Consider the following 16,130-nt stretch of genomic DNA (forward strand, 5'->3'; position numbering starts at 1 on the left):
CGTCACGATGGCCGTGGATCATGCCAGCTAATGTCACTCTCGTGCAGTTGCGCTGCTTTGCCGGCGTCGTCGAGCATGGCGGCTTCACCATGGCGGCGGACCGCCTCTGCCTCACTCAATCGGCGGTGAGTCAGGCAGTCGCCGCGCTGGAAAGAGCCTTGAACACGCCCCTGCTTCTGCGCGGGCGCGACGGGTTGACGCTGACGGTTGCCGGCGAAGCCGCCTTGGTCGAGGCGCGAGCCGCGCTCGCTGCCGTCGCGCGCCTGAGCATCTGCGGTGGGCTCGCCGGCAGGTTGAGTGGCACCTTGCGGATCGGCGTCGTGCAGAGCGCGGGCGTCCGGCTGCTTCCGGGCTGGTTGCGCCGCCTGCGCGCCGAGCACCCCGGCATCGCGGTGACATTGTACGAGGGCACAGATCCGGAGGTGACGGCCTGGATACAGGCCGGCGTCGTCGAGATCGGCATCACCAGCCGCACCCATCCGGAACTGGCGGCGCGGCCGGTCTTCTCCGACGACTATCTCGTCGTCGTCCCGTTCGACCACGCCTTCGCGGCGCGTGCTTCGGTGTCGCTGAAGGCCCTGGACGGACAGCGCATGCTGCTCTCGGGCGGCGGCTGCGAGACCCTGATCCAGGAGTTGCTGGCTGCGGCGTCCAGCCATCCCGAGATCACCTGTCTCGTTCGCGACAACACGACCCTGCTCAGCATGGTGCGCGAAGGGCTCGGCCTGACGATCATGCCAGAGCTCGCGCTCGACGACGGCAGCGGCATCACCGCGCTCCGTCTCAGCCCAAATCTGCGCCGCACCTTGTACGCGGTCAGCCTGCCGGCCGAGACGCTACGCCCGGTCGTCACCGCTTTCCTGGCGTTGATCGAAAGCCATCCAGTCCCACGGCGTGCGGCCCAAGGCCGAAAGGAGCGCTTGTCGGCTGAAGGCGTTCCGCTCAGGTCGTGGTGGTCGAGCTCTGACCCGGCCGCCAGACCAGAAGCCGGTTCTCGACCAGCGTCACGATCGAATCGATCAGGATCACGAAGATCGCCAGAATGAGCATGCCCGAGAACACGCCGGTAACGTCGAAGACGCTTTCGGCCTCGTGGATCTTGTAGCCGAGCCCGGCCGACGACCCGAGATATTCGCCGACCACGGCGCCGACCAGCGCAAAGCCGACCGAGGTGTGCAAGGATGAGAACATCCAGGTCAACGCCGACGGCCAATAGACATGGCGGAAGAGCTGGCGCTCGTTCATGCCGAGCATGCGGGCATTGGCCAGCACCGTCGGCGAGACCTCGCGCACGCCCTGGTAGACGTTGAAGAAGACGATGAAGAACACCAGCGTGAAGCCGAGCGCCACCTTCGACCAGATGCCGAGGCCGAACCAGAGCGCGAAGATCGGCGCCAGCACGACGCGCGGCAGGGCGTTCGCCGCCTTGATGTAGGGATCGAACACCGCCGCCAGCAGTTCGTTCCGGGCGAAGGCGAAGCCGAAGAAGATGCCAGCGGCCGAGCCGATCACGAAGGCGAGCACGGTCTCGGTCAGGGTGATGCCGAGATGGTAGTAGATGTCGGCGCCGGTCAACTGCTTCCAGGTCCGCGCCAGCACGTCGGCCGGGGTCGAGAAGAAGAACTGCGTCGTCTTGATGTCGCCGAACAGGCTGGTGGTGGTGACGACATGCCAGATCGCCAGAAAAACGATCATCACCAGGATCTGGAGCGAGAGAAGCTTGACGCGGTTCATGACGCGGCTCCCTCGACCAGTTCCTTGCCCTCGCCCATGGCATAGGCCTTCTGGACTTCGACCCGGAGCGAGGCCCAGATGTCGCGATGGATCTCGTGGAAGGCCTTTTCCAGTCTGATCTCGGCGATGTCGCGCGGACGCGCCAGCGGCACCTTGTAATCGGCGACGATGCCGGCGGCCGGCCCGGCCGTCATCACCACGACCCGGTCGGACAGCGCGATCGCCTCCTCGAGATCGTGCGTGACGAAGATCAGCGCCTTGCGGTCGCGGCTCCAGAGATCGAGCAGGAGATTGCCCATGATCTGCCGGGTCTGCGCATCGAGCGGCCCGAAGGGCTCGTCCATCAGCAGGATCTCGGGATCGCGGATCAGCATCTGCGCGAGGGCCACGCGCTTGCGCTGGCCGCCCGAGAGCATGTGCGGATAGCGCTCGACGAAGGCGCGCAGGCCCACGCGACCGAGCCAGTCGCGCGCCCGCTTGTCGGCCTGCGCATCCGAGACGCCCATCGGCTCCAGTGCGACCTTGACGTTGTCGAGCGCCGTCTTCCACGGCATCAGCGCGTCCTGCTGGAAGAGATAGCCGGCGCGGCGGTTGAGGCCCGAGAGCGGCTGGCCGAAGATCGTGACCTTGCCGGCGGACGGCGTCAGCAGCCCGGCGGCAGCGTTGAGCAGGGTCGACTTGCCGCAGCCGGTCGGCCCGACCACCGAGACGAACTCTCCGGGTGCGACGGACAGATCGATGCCCTTCACCGCCTGGTAGCGGCTGCCGCCCTGGAGATGGAAGGTGATGTCGATGCCGGCGAGCCTGACCGCCGGCTGCTCTTCTGCCGCACCCGCATTGGCGGGCGGGCTGACCTTGGACTCCATGGATATCCCGTCCCCTGCCGTCGGCGCCGTCCCGGCGCGCGGCTTATTTCCGTTCGTCGCGAACACTAGGCAATCATCGGGCGAAGGCAACCCGCCCGCGGCATCCGGTCTCGCACCCGAGTCGTCGGGTAGCGAAAAATCGACGCTTCTGCTCTATCGCTGGCTTGGCTGCAGGAGGAATCGCTAGCCCATGCCCCCGTTCGACCAATGGATGCACGAGCTCGTCGCGTTCATGCGCGTCAACCAGTACTGGGCCGCGCCGATCGTCTTCCTCATCGCCTTCGCCGAATGCGTCGCGATCCTGTCTTGGCTGGTGCCTGCGACTGTGTTCTTCACCGCTTTCGGTGCGATCGCCGGCGCCTCCGGCCTCAACCTCGTGCCGCTCTCGCTTGCGGCAGCGCTCGGCGCGGCCTCAGGCTTCTGGATTTCGTACTGGGTCGGCCTCGTTGTCGGCCCGCGCGTCGGCGACTACTGGCCCTTGCGCAATAATCCGGCCCTGCTCCAGCGTGGCCATGACTTCTTCGAGAAATGGGGCGTGCTCGGCATCGCCATCGGCCATTTCTTCGGGCCGATCCGGGCGGTGGTCGCGCTCGTCGCCGGCATCGTGAAGATGCCGTTCTGGCCCTTCCAGGTCGCGAATTTCGCAGCGTCCTTCGCCTGGGGCTTCGGCCTGATCTACGGCGCCGGGCGCTTCTCCGAATACATGATGCAGTTCACCGCCAAATAGCTCCGGCAATCGCGGCGAAAATCCGGCGAAGAGCACAACGGCAGCTGAACGCTCGCCTCAGATCACGTTCAGCCGCGCCGGCCGAAAGTCCGGCCATCGCGTCGAGACCGGATCCTCCGGTTCATAACCGGCGCGGCGGCGCGGACGGCCCGGCATCCGCGCAGCGCAGCTTCCCCCGGGCAGGGCTTACAGGAGTCCACGCCATGACGATGTCTCGTTTCGCTATCGGCCTCGCCGCGCTCGCTCTCGCCGCCGGCCCGGCCCTCGCACAGACCGCGACCCAGCCGACGACCCCGGCCAAGCCGGCTGCGCCCGTGACCACGCCTGCCGCCCCGACCGCTCCGGCCGCGAAGCCGGTTGCTCCGACCACCCAGGCTCAGGCCAAGAAGGTCAACATCAACACCGCCAGCGCCGCCGAGCTCGAGCAGCTCAAGGGCATCGGCGAGGCCCGCTCCAAGAAGATCGTCGAGGAGCGCGCCAAGGCGAAGTTCAAGAACTTCGACGATCTGGTGAAGCGCAGCGTGCTGCCCTCCAACGTCGAGGCCGACATCAAGGACAGCATCACCTTCTGATCCCGACCAGAACAGACGAGCCGGCCGCTTTCGCGGCCGGCTCTTTCGTTTTTCGCGAGGTCAGTGCCCGCTCGCCTGCGCCTGCGAGGCATCGGCCTCCCGTAGCGCCCGGGCGCAATCGTCGCAGCAGACCTCGACGGTGTTGCCGCCGATCGTGACCTTGATGGGGGTCTCGTCGAGTTCGCAATCGCAGGCTGCGCAAGTTCCACTCATGGCCTTCCTCCTTCTCGGGGGCCGCTCATTCGGCCGCCCTGAGAAAGACCACCCGGCTGCTTACGGCGCTGTCGGATTCTTTAGCGATCCGCTCCGGCCGGGCCGGCGCTCCCGCGCTCAGTCCGCGCAGGACCTGGTCGACGCTTTCTCCGCCCGCAAGGCCGCGCCGCTCCTCGGCGCGCAGCGAGATGATCGCCGTCGGGTCCCCGAAGAACGGGGCGGCCGTCGCGTCGCGCAGATCGCTGTCGCGCAAACCGAGATCGCGCAAGTCGCGCTCGGTCATGTCGCAGAGCGTGCGATAGTCGCGGCGCGACTGCAGCCAGTGGCCGATCGCCCCGAAAATACGGCCGAGCCCCTCGACCATTGCGAGCACGGGCTTGGCCGATCCGATGATGAAGCTGATCATGACCTGTCTCCGTCGTTGTGGTGATGGAGACAGGACACCTTCGCGCTGACAGCCGCTGTCAGAATCTTTCGCGATCAGTGTCAGCTTCTGTCAGCGGAGATCGAGCGAGCGCTGGAACTCCGTCGGCGTGCGGCCATAGGCCTGCCGGAAGGCGGCGCTGAAGTGACTGTGGCTGGAGAAACCGAGCTCGAGTCCGAGCTGGGTCAGGTCGTCATAATCGCCGAGCAGGTCGAGCGCCCGCGCCAGCCGCAGGCGCAACTGATAGCGATAGAGCGGCACGGCCTCGACCTGGGCGAAGACCTGGGTGAGGTAGACCGGCGAGACCCCGACATCCCTTGCGATCTCGGCCAGCGTCCAGCGCCGGGCGAGATCGGAGGCCATCACCAGCTTGGCCCGGTCGACCAGCTTGCGCCGGCCGAGCGAGGCTCCGGCCGCATGAGACGTGCGTTCGCCCAAGGCGCGCCGCACCAGCGTCAACGCCAAGGTCTCCGCTTCCAGCGGCTCGGCAACGCCGCGCTGCAGACTATGGCGCAGCAGGGCCACAAGCACCTGCGCGCGCGGGTCGATCCGTCGGCGCTGCGTCAGGAAGGACATTGCCCCCTTGCGCAGCATCTTTGCCGGCACGAGTTCGTCCAGAGTGTCTTCGCTGAGGCGCAGATCGAGGCAAGCATCGCCGCCCGGAACCGGGTGGCTGACCTGGTAACCCTCATGCGGGTTGAAGAACAGGATCTGGTTGCTCTCGGCGACCGTATCCTCGCGCCCGACATGGCGCACGAAGATACCACGATAAGGAAAGACGAGATGGGTCGCATGCGTGCATTCCTCGTCGCTGCGATGCCGGCATTCGCCGGAGCAGACGATATCGCGCACCAGCACGATCTCGCTGTCGAGGAGCTTGCTGACCGAGAATTGCGACATCCCTGCCTTCCACGGCGCGCTCAAAAAAAGAGAGCCGGCCCGGCCAGGCTGCGTTGGCCTGATCCGACCGGCTCTTGCACCGTGGCGAACTACAGCACGCCAAAGACGATCATTGTCAGCAGGGCGAACGAGGCGCCCAGCGCCAGATGCGCGAACTTGAACTGAAAACCCTGGGACGCAGGCATCGATCGGATCGGTGTCATCATCGCCTCCATCTGTTCAGCTTGAAATTGCTTCGTCAGGACATGTCTTTCGTCTTGGATGTGTCAGGCCGAACTCGGCTCAATAGGCCCACATCTCGGCAAGGACCCAGCCGACCATCGCCAGCGCCAGTCCGGCGACCAGGACAACCAGCACGGGCCGGTCGAGGAAGCCTTGGCGCGCTTCCACCGGGGTCTCGACCGCCGGGTCGGTGTCGGAATGGACATCCGCCCGCATCGGCGGGATCGGCTCGCCGCCCTTCTCCGGAATGCGCGCCTCGCGCACCTTGACGTCGTCTTGCATGACGGCCTCCGTCTGGTCCTTCGTCATCAGCCTCCGACGGCGTGCATGAGCACGCTCGCCAGCAGCGTGACGGCGAGAAATCCACCCAGCAGCAGGATAGGCAACTGATCCTCCCACGACACCGGCTTGGCGACATCGGCGAGCCCATGGCGGGCATGGCGGGCATGGCGCTGATGCAGCCGCTCGATCGCCCTCTCTCTCAGTTCGTCCTGGCCGGTCATCGCACGCTCCTGCATGTATTGACTGGAGCATCAACGCCCGCAGCGGGACGCGGTTCCCGCGAGTGGTTCCTCGAACGCGAAACGGGCGCCCTGTCGAGCGCCCGTTTCCTTGATTTTCAAAGAGTTGCGTGCCCTTCCGGAATCAATTTCGCACAGCGCTGAATCCGCGTGCGAAGTCCGGTGCTCGCCTCAGTTCTTGGTCTTGTCGACCAGGGCCTTCGCCTTGATCCAGGGCATCATGTCGCGCAGCTTGGCGCCGACTTCCTCGATCGGATGGGCGGCATAGCGGGCGCGGGTCGCCTTGAACGAGGTCTGGTTGACCTTGTTTTCCAGCATCCAGTCGCGGGTGAACTTGCCCGACTGGATGTCGGTGAGCACGCGCTTCATCTCGGCCTTGGTCTCGGCGGTGATGATGCGCGGGCCGGTGACGTACTCGCCATACTCGGCCGTGTTCGAGATCGAGTAGTTCATGTTGGCGATGCCGCCCTCATAGATGAGGTCGACGATCAGCTTCACTTCATGGAGGCACTCGAAATAGGCCATCTCGGGAGCGTAGCCGGCCTCGGTCAGCGTCTCGTAGCCGGCCTTGATCAGCTCGACCAGGCCGCCGCAGAGCACGACCTGCTCGCCGAACAGATCGGTCTCGCACTCTTCCTTGAAGGTCGTCTCGATGATGCCGGCGCGGCCGCCGCCATTGGCCGAGGCGTAGGACAGGCCGAGGTCATGGGCGTTGCCGGTCGCGTCCTGGTGGATCGCGATCAGGGTCGGCACGCCGCCGCCGCGCTGATACTCGGAGCGGACGGTGTGGCCCGGGCCCTTCGGCGCGACCATCAGCACGTCGAGGTCCTTGCGCGGCTCGATCAGGTTGAAATGGACGTTGAGGCCGTGCGCGAACAGAAGGGCGGCGCCTTCCTTCATGTTGGCGTGCAGCTCGTCGCGGTAGATGTCGCCCTGCAGTTCGTCGGGGGTCAGCATCATCATGATGTCGGAGACCTTGGCGGCCTCGGACGGGGTCATGACCTTGAAGCCGGCCTCTTCAGCCTTCTTGCGGGTGGCCGAGCCGGCCTTCAGGGCGATGATGACGTCCTTGACGCCGGAATCGCGCAGGTTGAGCGCATGGGCATGGCCCTGCGAGCCGTAGCCGACGATGCAGACCTTCTTGCCCTTGATCAGGTTGATGTCGGCGTCGCGATCGTAATAAACGCGCATTGGATGCGTCCTTCCTTGGGTTGATCTCTTGGCTTCAGGCTTTCGGTGCGGTCTTCGGCCGCCCGTGAAGTGCGAGGAACTGATCGGTGGCCCGGGCCGCGTCGTGCTGGATCTCGGCCTTGCCGGCGGCGAGCGCATCGCCCAGCAGCAACCTGATCTGAACATCGCGGCCGACCAGGCCGAAGAAGGTACGGAACGCCGTCTCGGCGTCATCGAAATCGAGCAGTCCCGCGGCGCGACCAGCCTCGAGGACCGGCTTCAATCGCTCGCCGATGGCGAAACGTCCATTCGCCAGCACGATGCCGCCGAGATTGCTCTTGCCCGAGGCTGCATGGCCGATGGCAGCGCGATTGAGCGCGATCGAGGTCTGGCTCGTGATCACGGTGAGCCAGTTCTCGGCGAAATCCCGCAGGCTCTTGCGCAGCGTCGCCGCATCGAGCGCCTGGCGGTCGTAATTGTCAGCCCGGACCTTGGACGCCTGCCACTGGACCGTCGCGGTCAAAAGGCCGTCGCGATCACCGAACCATTTATACAGCGTCTCCTTCGAGCAGCTCGCCCGCCGGGCGACGGCCGTCATCGTAAGCTGATCGCCCTGCTCCACCATCAGTGCCAGCACGGCGTCGAGCACGGCCTGCTGCCGCTCGCTCAGCGCTTCGCCTTGGCTATGGGTTGCGGTGTCGCTCATCGATCCGGAGAGTACCGTACGTTACGGTTCTGGCATCTACCGCACGGCCTGCCGGGGCGCAAGAGCACATCGGAGAAATTTCATCGCTACTTGAGCCGCCAGGGCACCTATATCTTCTCCGCGAGAGAGCCTTGCCGGAGCCCGCCATGACACAGCCTACCCCGCCCGCAGCCGCCAAGGTCCTCGCCTTCTGGCGGCAAGCCGGCCCGGACAAATGGTTCGCCAAGGACGAAACCTTCGACGCCGAGATCGCCCGGCGCTTTCGGCCGCTGGTCGACGCCGCCGCGCGCGGCGAGCTGTCGGATTGGGAGGAAACACCGGAGGGCGTCTATGCGCTGCTGGTCCTGCTCGACCAGTTCCCGCGCAATCTCAATCGCGGTTCGGCCCACGCCTTCGCCGCCGATGCGCTGGCGCGCGAGGTCGCCGGCCGGGCGATCGCGCGCGGCTTCGACGAGGCTTTCGAGAATCCGGAGAAGCGTTTCCTCTACATGCCGTTCATGCACTCGGAGGATCTTGCCGACCAGGAGCGCTGCGTCGCGCTGAGCGAAGCCTCGGGCGATGACGACTCGACCAAATGGGCGATCGTCCATCGCGACATCATCCGCGATTTCGGCCGCTTCCCGCACCGCAACGCCGTCCTCGGCCGAGAGAGCTCGACCGAGGAGCAGCGCTTCCTCGATGATGGCGGCTTCAGCGGTTGATCAGCCGGCTTAGTCAGGCCCCTGCGGCCTTCCGATGAGTCTCGGCCAGTTCGGCCATGCTCTTGAAATGGAAGTCGACCTTCGGCTGGTTCGCGGGGATCTGCGTCGCCCCGCTCCCGACCATGCCGAAGCGCCGGTCGATCCAGGCGCGCGCCAGCCCCGCCCGCTCGGCCGGGACGTGGTCATGGAACAGGCTCTGCGCGGTGTGCAGGACGTCGCCGGCCTTGAGGCCGAGATCGGCCTCGAGATGCGCCAGCAGATAGGCGAAGTTGCGCGGGGCGGGCTTGTAGGAACCGATATCCTCGGCGGTGTAGATCGCATCGAAGGTGACGCCGAGCTTGCGGTTGCTGGCAGCGAAGCTGGTGCGATCGACATTGGAGAGGATCACCAGCTTGTAGTGCTGCTTCAGATAGGCGAGCGCCTCGGCGGAGTCAGGGAAAGCCGGCCAATCCGGCACGGAGCCGCCGAAGCGCTCGTTCAAGTCGGCGTGGATGTTGACGCCGAGATCCCTGGCGAGCCGGGCATGGACCGCAGCGAGCAGCGTCGAATAGCGCAGCGACGGCCCCGCCTCCTCAACTTCGCTCTCTATCTTCCCGAAGCGCGCCAGCGCCTCTTCCCGGTCGAGCTTGAGCCGGCCAGCGCTGATCAGCGGCTGCAGCGCGTTCCAGATCCCGGTCTCCCAGTCGATCAGCGTTCCGTAGCAGTCGAAGGTCAGAACCTTGAAATCGGTGAGTTTCATCTTTGGTGATCCTCGTGGATGCGGAGTCGCATGGACCATAGCGACCGCCCGCCCGGCCGTGATGAGGCGAGACTCCGAATGACTTGACCGAAGCTGCGCTCGTCAGCTCAGCGCTCGCCCTGAGCCCAATCATCTGCGGGTCGTCCCGGGCGTAGCGAAGCGAAGACCCGGGACCCATTCCGGAACTTTGATCGGAAAGGCTCCGGAATGGGTCCCGGATCGGCGCCGCCTTCGGCGGCTTGTCCGGGATGACCACGCGTTTGATGGCGGGCGAGGGCAAAGAGAAATCAGCCGCCGTTCCGGCTCGCGGCACGGAACTCGGACGGAGTCAGGCCGAAGCGTCGCCTGAACTGCCGGTTGAAGGACGAGGCGTTCTGATAGCCGAGACCGTAGGCGATCTCGGAGACCGGCAATGCTGTTGCGACCAACTGCTCGGCGGCAGCGTCGAACAGCCGGGTCAACTGCGATTGCTTCGGCGACTGGCCTGTCGTCGCGCGGAACAGGGCATGGAACCGGCTCTGGCCGAGGCCGGCGGCCCTCGCCATCTCAACGATGCTGCCGGCCCCACCCTCCTGGGCGACATCGAGCACGCGGCCCTCCGCGCGCGACAACGGTCGGGGCGTGACGGTCGGCTGAATCAGCTGCAACCCCGCCATCGCCATCCGGGCGGCATCCTCGGCCCGGCAGGCGCCGGCTTCGACCTCGGCGCCGAGCTGGCGGAACATCCGCCACAGCCAGGGCTCGACCCGCGTCAGCGACGGAACGAGATCGCGCAGCAGCGCCGGCTCGGCCTCGCCGGCGAAGGCTCCCGCCTCGACATCGAGGATGAGCATGCTGCAATCGGCGGTCGGCACGAAATCATGCTCGTGCTCGCGCGGAATGATGGCGACGCAGTTGCTCGACACGACGCTGCGATGCCCTTCGACATCGAGCCGCATCGCGCCCTGCATCGGCAGCAGGATCTGGCTGTAGTCGTGGCGGTGGCGGTCGCCGCCGCGATAGCTGCGGAGTTCGAGTTGGATCGACATCACCTGCTCACGCGCAAGAGATCATGCCGCCCATTTGCCGCCGATTGAAGCGGGCGATCAAGAGCCTCAGCCGCCCGCCGCCTGCTGCGCCGCGATCCGCTGCAGAAAGATCGCCGCCACCGTCAGCACGAAGCCGGCCCACCACAGCGGCGAACGCAGGCTCTTGCCCGAGCCCAGCGGCTCGGCTTCGGCCTTGCCGGTCAGGCGCTGATAGATCGGCCAGGCGAAACAGGCAAAGCCGATGGCGCCGAGCCCGAGCGAGATTTCATTGAGTCCGATCGTCACCGCTCCGCCCCCTCCCCGGCGAGGGCCGGACCATCGCTTTCAGCAGCAATCGCGGGCTCCTTCAACCCCAGCCTTCGCAAGGGATCGCCGATCAGTCCCGAGACCAGCAGCGCCAGCATCTGGTCGATGCCGGGCAGCCGCGCCAGCGGCGGAACCACCCGGTCGCGGATCAATGGCAGCACGGCGCTGTCGGACTGGTAGAACGGCGTGAACATCCGGCTCGCCGCCTGGTAGAGCCGGACATGCCAGCGCCGAAGCTGCGCATAGCGAAGCAGCGCGGCGTCGAGATCGGCGGCATCGCTCAGCGCCATGGCGAGCGCATAGGCGTCGAGCAGGGCCATGTTCGCCCCCTGTCCGAGCTGAGGGCTAGTCGAATGGGCGGCATCGCCGATGAAGGCGATCTGCCGGCCGTAGGGTCGCGGCAGCGTCCGGTGGCGATAATTCGCGAAGGTCAGCTGCTCCGGCGCGACGATATGGTCGAGCAGCGGCGCGGTCGCGGGCCAGACGCGCTCGACCTCGGCTTTCCAGGCCGCCAGCCCGGCGCTGCGCCAGGCGTCGAGCGCATCCGCTTTCAGGCTCCAGAACAGCGCCGCCTGCGGCTCCGGCTCGCTGCCATGGCGTCCGATAGGCAGCACGCCGACCATCACGCTGGCGCGGCGATAGCGCTGTTCGAGCGCGCGGCGGTCGAAGTCCGTCCCTCCGAGCGGGACATTGGCCCAGAGCGCGCCATAGCTCAGCGGCGTGCGAGTCACCGGGCGGGCGGCATGGCCGAGCAGGGCTGAGCGCGTGCCGGAGGCATCGACAACAAGATCGAACGGGCCGATGCGGCGGCCGCTTGCCGCAACCAGCAAAACCCTGCCGTCAGCAGCGGCATCGATGTCGGCGACCTCGACCCCGGTCTCGATCGCGACCTGCCGCTTCTGCACGGCCGTGAACAGCGTCTCGAACAGCGCCGCACGATGGATGCCGACGCCGAAGCGCTCGCGCTTCAGCGCGGCATAGCGCACATCGAGCACCACCGAGCCCGTGACGGCGTTCAGGCCAAACAGCCGGTCGATCCGACTGCCGGCGGCGATCAGCGGCGCGGCAAGGCCGAGCGCATCGAGGACCGCGAGCCCGGTCGGCTGCAGGATCAGGCCGGAGCCGAGCGACTGCGGCTCGCCGAAGCGCTCGACCAGCGTGACGGCATGGCCGGCTCGTTCGAGCAGCAGCGCAGCCGCCAGCCCCGCGGTTCCGCATCCGATGATCGCGATCGTAAGGCTGCGACTCATGCCGCAGTGAGCTTACCGGCTCACATCGCCTCCGCGCCGCGGCTCATCGCCGCGATGCCGGTGCGCGAGACCTCGGTCAGCCCAACCACCGTCATCAGCTTGATGAAGCGCTCGATCTCCTCGGTCGCGCCGGTGAGCTCGAAGACGAAGGAGGTCAGCGTCGCATCGAGCGTGCGTGCGCCGAAGGACGCGGCGAGCCGCATCGCCTCGACACGGTAGTCGCCCTTGCCGACGACCTTGACCAGGCAGAGCTCGCGCTCGATCGCCTCGCCCTGCAAGGTAAGGTCGACGACGCGATGCACCGGCACCAGCCGGTCGAGATGCGCCTTGATCTGGTCGATCACGTTGGCCGTGCCGGAGGTGACGACGGTGATGCGCGAGAGGTGCTTCTCGTGCTCGGTCTCCGAGACGGTGAGGCTCTCGATGTTGTAGCCGCGGCCGGAGAACAGCCCGGCGATGCGGGCAAGAACGCCCGGCTCATTGTCGACGATCACCGCCAGCGTATGGCGGGCGATCGGCTGTGCGGTCGGGGCGCTGGGATAATGCGTCGTGTTCATGTCTGGGCTCGGCTTCGGCTGAGATTTGGGCGGAAATCGGTGAGGATCGGCTCGTCGACTTCGTCTACGGATACGATCCAGGGCTCGGCCAAAGCGGCCTCGCGCCAGGCCTTGAAGCCGGCAGTGCCCTGCACGGCCGCGACATAGGCGGCACTGACCGGATCGAGCGCAATCGAATAGGTGGTGAAGCGGGTTGTCACCGGCGCGAACATCGCATCGGCCGCGCTGAATTCCCCGAACAGGAAGTCGCCGCCCGCTCCGAAGCGCTGTCGGGCATCGCGCCAGATCTCGGTGATGCGGGCGATGTCGGCCGCGACCGCCTCGCCGCGATCGCGCACCGGATGCACCCAGGCGAGGTTCATTGGGCAGGCACCGCGCAAGGCGGTGAAGCTGGAGTGCATTTCGGCGCAGATCGAACGCGCCAGCGCCCGCGCCGCCTTGTCGCGCGGCCAGATCGGCAGCTCCGGATGCGCCTCGGCGAGATATTCGACGATGGCGAGCGAGTCCCAAACCGCGATCGCGCCGTCGACGAGCGAGGGCACCTTGCGGGCCGGCGTGTACTCGGCAACGGCCCGCTTCCAGTCGGGATCGTCCATGGTCGGCCCGAACGGGATCAGGACTTCCTCGAAGGGAATGCCGAACTGCTTGAGGACGAGCCAGGGCCGCAGCGACCAGGAGGAATGGGTCTTGTTGGCGATGATCAGCTTCATGGCGCGCTCCATCCGGCGAAGGGAGCGCGGACGCTATCGAGACACGGAACGACGATCCCGCGCCTTTTCGTGATCTTATTCATGACCTGAAGCAATCGGCGGGTCACGCCGCCTGCTCCATCGCGAGCGTGAAGTCGAGCGCCGCCTCGACATGCAGCGCGGTGGTGTCGAAGGCCGGGATGTCGAAATCGGCCTGCGAGACCAGCAGCCCGATCTCGGTGCAGCCGAGGATGACGCCGTCGGCGCCTTCTTCCCGCACCGCCCGCGCGACGATCTCGCGATAGCGCGCCTTCGAGGCCGGCAGAACCTGCCCGCGGCAGAGCTCCTCATAGATGATGCGGTGCACGTCCGTCCGCTCCGCCTCGTCCGGCACCAGCGCCTCGACGCCGAAGGCGCCGAGCCGGTCACGATAGAAGCGCTGCTCCATGGTGAAGCGCGTCGCCAGCAATAGCGGACGGCGCGCAGTCGTCTTGCGGATCGCCTTGGCGGTGACATCGGCGAGATGCAGGAAGGGCAGGTTCGTTGCCTGGGTGATGTGGTCGGCGAGCTTGTGCATGGTGTTGGTGGCCAGCACGATGCAGACCGCCCCGCCCTGCTCGAGCCGGCGCGCGCTCGACGCCATCGCCGCCCCGGCCCGATCCCAATCGCCCTTCGCCTGCATTTCGGCGATCGGCGAAAAGTCGACGGAATGCAGCAGGACGTCGGCCGAATGCAGCCCGCCCTGGCGCGCCCGCACGCCCTCGTTCAGCAGCCGATAGTAGACCGCCGTCGATTCCCAGCTCATTCCGCCGATCAGGCCGATGGTCGCCATGTGGTCCCCCTGTGCCGAGGCCGTCATTCCCGGGCGCCGCAAAGCGCAGACCCGAGACTTTCCTGACGAAGAGGCGCCGGCCGGCGCCTCCTCCTTCTCGAGATGCTCGGGTCAAGCCCGAGCATGACGACGCCCGATCAAACGAGTTGCTTGCCCTTGGCGTCGATGATCTCGCCGGTGTCGCCCTCGAAATCGGGCAGGATCATCTCGTTATGCGCCTTGCCCGACGGGATCATCGGGAAGCAGTTCTCTTCCTTCGCCACCAGGCAGTCGAAGATCACCGGCCCGGGCGTCTCGATCATCTGCATGATCGCGGCGTCGAGATCGGCGGGGTCGGAGCAGCGGATGCCGTGCCCGCCATAGGCCTCCGCCAATTTGACGAAGTCCGGCAGCGAGGCCGAGTAGCTCTCGGAATAGCGCCCGCCATGCAGCAGTTCCTGCCACTGGCGCACCATGCCCATATACTCGTTGTTGAGGATGAAGATCTTGACCGGCAGGCGGTACTGCACCGCCGTCGACATCTCCTGCATGTTCATCAGGATCGAGGCCTCGCCGGCAACGTCGATGACCAGAGCCTTGGGGTGCTTCATCTGCACGCCGATCGCCGCCGGCAGGCCATAGCCCATCGTCCCCAGGCCGCCGGAGGTCATCCAGCGGTTCGGTTCCTGGAAGCGCAGATACTGCGCCGCCCACATCTGGTGCTGGCCGACTTCGGTGGTGAAGTAGGTGTTGCGGTCCTTGGTCAGCTCATAGAGCCGCTCGAGCGCGTATTGCGGCTTGATCACCGAGCCGGACTGCTTGTAGCCGAGGCTGTTCCGCGCCCGCCAGCCATCGATCTGCGTCCACCAGGCGGTGAGCGCGGTCTTGTCGATCTGCGGCGAGGTCTCGCGCCAGATCCGGACCATGTCCTCGAGCACATGGGCGCAATCGCCGATGATGCCGATGTCGACCTTGACGTTCTTGTTGATCGAGGACGGGTCGATATCGATGTGGATCTTCTTGGAGTGCGGCGAGAAGGCGTCGAGCCTCCCCGTGATCCGGTCGTCGAAGCGCGCGCCGATATTGATCATGACGTCGCAGTCATGCATGGCGAGGTTGGCCTCGTAGGTGCCGTGCATGCCGAGCATGCCGAGCCACTGCTTGTCGGCAGCCGGGAAGGCGCCCAGTCCCATCAGGGTCGAGGTCACCGGATAGCCGGTCAACCGCGCAAGTTCGCGCAACAGGGCCGAAGCATGCGGGCCGGCATTGATGACGCCGCCACCGGTGTAGAAGATCGGCTTCTTCGCCTTGGCGATCAGCTCGACCGCGGCCTTGATCTTGTTCAGGTCGCCCTTGACCACCGGCCGGTAGGTCTTGTGCTGGTTGTCGCGCGGGCGGCTATAGGCGCCGGTCGCAAACTGGATGTCCTTGGGTACGTCGATCACGACCGGGCCCGGCCGGCCATTGGCCGCGACAAAGAAGGCCTCGTGCAGGACGCGCGGCAGATCGGCGATGCTCTTCACCAGATAGTTGTGCTTGGTGCAGGAGCGGGTGATGCCGACCGTGTCGCATTCCTGGAAGGCGTCCGAGCCGATCAGATGCGTCGGGACCTGCCCGGTGATGACGACGAGCGGGATCGAATCCAGCAGCGCGTCGGTCAGGCCAGTAACGGCGTTGGTCGCGCCCGGTCCCGAGGTGACGAGGACGCAGCCGACCTTGCCCGGCGCCGAACGGGCATAGCCCTCGGCGGCATGGACCGCGCCCTGCTCGTGGCGGACGAGCACGTGCTTGACCTTGTCCTGCTGGAAGATCGCGTCGTAGATCGGCAGTACGGCGCCGCCAGGATAGCCGAAGAGATGCTCCACGCCCTGGTCCTGGAGGGCGCGAACGACCATCTCGGCGCCGGTCATCATCTCGCTCATAACGGTCTCCTACGGAGGTCTGTCTGTCGGTGTCGGTCGGAAAAAGGCAATAAAAAAGGCCCTCGGAGGGGC

21 protein-coding genes are annotated in these 16,130 nt (G+C 66.3%); 4 read left to right on the plus strand and 17 right to left on the minus strand.

What is annotated here, in order from left to right; genetic code table 11:
• The first annotated feature begins 20 nt into the window (after positions 1–20).
• The gene (locus GV161_RS30065) at positions 21–1,046 is read left to right on the plus strand and encodes a LysR family transcriptional regulator (protein ID WP_152012936.1); all 1,026 of its coding nucleotides are present in this window, start codon (positions 21–23) and stop codon (positions 1,044–1,046) included.
• Here GV161_RS30065 and GV161_RS30070 read toward each other — a convergent pair.
• Both GV161_RS30070 and GV161_RS30075 read right to left on the minus strand, forming a co-directional pair.
• On the minus strand, positions 943–1,734 hold the full coding sequence (locus GV161_RS30070; protein WP_152012937.1) for an ABC transporter permease: 792 nt from the start codon (positions 1,732–1,734) through the stop codon (positions 943–945). The genes GV161_RS30065 and GV161_RS30070 overlap by 104 nt on opposite strands.
• Positions 1,731–2,600, minus strand: coding sequence for an ABC transporter ATP-binding protein (locus tag GV161_RS30075; RefSeq protein WP_152012938.1), 870 nt, complete (start codon positions 2,598–2,600; stop codon positions 1,731–1,733). The genes GV161_RS30070 and GV161_RS30075 overlap by 4 nt, the downstream gene beginning before the upstream one ends.
• Positions 2,601–2,790: 190 nt before the next feature.
• Between GV161_RS30075 and GV161_RS30080 the strand changes: the two genes are divergently transcribed.
• Together GV161_RS30080 and GV161_RS30085 are read left to right on the plus strand one after the other, a co-directional pair.
• The gene (locus GV161_RS30080) at positions 2,791–3,327 is read left to right on the plus strand and encodes a DedA family protein (protein WP_201303065.1); all 537 of its coding nucleotides are present in this window, start codon (positions 2,791–2,793) and stop codon (positions 3,325–3,327) included.
• Positions 3,328–3,530: 203 nt separating this feature from the next.
• Entirely contained in the window at positions 3,531–3,899 is a 369-nt protein-coding gene (locus GV161_RS30085; protein WP_152012939.1) for a helix-hairpin-helix domain-containing protein, read from the plus strand.
• 60 nt (positions 3,900–3,959) lie between these two features.
• Here GV161_RS30085 and GV161_RS31005 read toward each other — a convergent pair whose 3' ends face one another.
• The 7 genes from GV161_RS31005 to GV161_RS30115 form a co-directional block, all read right to left on the minus strand.
• Positions 3,960–4,112, minus strand: coding sequence for a hypothetical protein (locus GV161_RS31005; RefSeq protein ID WP_193219500.1), 153 nt, complete (start codon positions 4,110–4,112; stop codon positions 3,960–3,962).
• 25 nt (positions 4,113–4,137) lie between these two features.
• A complete protein-coding gene (locus tag GV161_RS30090) occupies positions 4,138–4,518 on the minus strand; it encodes a DUF1127 domain-containing protein (RefSeq protein ID WP_152012940.1) in 381 nt (126 codons plus the stop codon).
• Positions 4,519–4,608: 90 nt separating this feature from the next.
• Positions 4,609–5,436 carry an AraC family transcriptional regulator gene (locus GV161_RS30095; protein ID WP_152012941.1) on the minus strand — a complete coding sequence of 276 codons (828 nt, stop codon included), beginning with the start codon at positions 5,434–5,436 and terminating at the stop codon, positions 4,609–4,611.
• Positions 5,437–5,718: 282 nt separating this feature from the next.
• Positions 5,719–5,940, minus strand: coding sequence for a hypothetical protein (locus tag GV161_RS30100; RefSeq protein ID WP_152012942.1), 222 nt, complete (start codon positions 5,938–5,940; stop codon positions 5,719–5,721).
• A 26-nt stretch (positions 5,941–5,966) separates the two neighbouring features.
• Positions 5,967–6,161, minus strand: coding sequence for a hypothetical protein (locus GV161_RS30105; RefSeq protein WP_152012943.1), 195 nt, complete (start codon positions 6,159–6,161; stop codon positions 5,967–5,969).
• A gap of 189 nt (positions 6,162–6,350) precedes the next feature.
• Positions 6,351–7,370 carry a ketol-acid reductoisomerase gene (ilvC, locus tag GV161_RS30110; RefSeq protein WP_100963369.1) on the minus strand — a complete coding sequence of 340 codons (1,020 nt, stop codon included), beginning with the start codon at positions 7,368–7,370 and terminating at the stop codon, positions 6,351–6,353.
• A 34-nt stretch (positions 7,371–7,404) separates the two neighbouring features.
• Positions 7,405–8,055, minus strand: coding sequence for a TetR/AcrR family transcriptional regulator C-terminal domain-containing protein (locus GV161_RS30115; RefSeq protein WP_152012944.1), 651 nt, complete (start codon positions 8,053–8,055; stop codon positions 7,405–7,407).
• Positions 8,056–8,201: 146 nt separating this feature from the next.
• On the opposite strand from GV161_RS30115, the gene GV161_RS30120 reads away from it, so the two are divergent.
• Positions 8,202–8,756, plus strand: a complete 555-nt coding sequence (locus GV161_RS30120) for a DUF924 family protein (protein WP_193219501.1) — start codon at positions 8,202–8,204, stop codon at positions 8,754–8,756.
• 13 nt (positions 8,757–8,769) lie between these two features.
• On the opposite strand, the gene GV161_RS30125 is transcribed toward GV161_RS30120, so the two are convergent.
• The 8 genes from GV161_RS30125 to GV161_RS30160 form a co-directional block, all read right to left on the minus strand.
• Entirely contained in the window at positions 8,770–9,495 is a 726-nt protein-coding gene (locus tag GV161_RS30125) for a haloacid dehalogenase type II (RefSeq protein ID WP_152012946.1), read from the minus strand.
• A gap of 287 nt (positions 9,496–9,782) precedes the next feature.
• Positions 9,783–10,523 carry an AraC family transcriptional regulator gene (locus GV161_RS30130; protein ID WP_152012947.1) on the minus strand — a complete coding sequence of 247 codons (741 nt, stop codon included), beginning with the start codon at positions 10,521–10,523 and terminating at the stop codon, positions 9,783–9,785.
• 66 nt (positions 10,524–10,589) lie between these two features.
• Positions 10,590–10,808, minus strand: coding sequence for a hypothetical protein (locus tag GV161_RS30135; protein ID WP_152012948.1), 219 nt, complete (start codon positions 10,806–10,808; stop codon positions 10,590–10,592).
• Positions 10,805–12,079: an NAD(P)/FAD-dependent oxidoreductase gene (locus GV161_RS30140; RefSeq protein ID WP_152012949.1), complete on the minus strand. Its 1,275-nt coding sequence runs from the start codon at positions 12,077–12,079 to the stop codon at positions 10,805–10,807. Before GV161_RS30140 ends, GV161_RS30135 begins: the two co-directional genes overlap by 4 nt.
• Before the next feature lie 20 nt (positions 12,080–12,099).
• Positions 12,100–12,636, minus strand: a complete 537-nt coding sequence (gene ilvN / locus GV161_RS30145) for an acetolactate synthase small subunit (RefSeq protein WP_110489027.1) — start codon at positions 12,634–12,636, stop codon at positions 12,100–12,102.
• Positions 12,633–13,346: a glutathione S-transferase family protein gene (locus GV161_RS30150; protein ID WP_152012950.1), complete on the minus strand. Its 714-nt coding sequence runs from the start codon at positions 13,344–13,346 to the stop codon at positions 12,633–12,635. The genes ilvN and GV161_RS30150 overlap by 4 nt, the downstream gene beginning before the upstream one ends.
• Before the next feature lie 103 nt (positions 13,347–13,449).
• The gene (locus GV161_RS30155) at positions 13,450–14,157 is read right to left on the minus strand and encodes an aspartate/glutamate racemase family protein (RefSeq protein WP_152012951.1); all 708 of its coding nucleotides are present in this window, start codon (positions 14,155–14,157) and stop codon (positions 13,450–13,452) included.
• A gap of 137 nt (positions 14,158–14,294) precedes the next feature.
• A complete protein-coding gene (locus tag GV161_RS30160; protein ID WP_152012952.1) occupies positions 14,295–16,058 on the minus strand; it encodes an acetolactate synthase 3 large subunit in 1,764 nt (587 codons plus the stop codon).
• Positions 16,059–16,130 lie beyond the last annotated feature (72 nt).

The organism is Bosea sp. 29B (genome assembly GCF_902506165.1).
Lineage (GTDB): Bacteria > Pseudomonadota > Alphaproteobacteria > Rhizobiales > Beijerinckiaceae > Allobosea.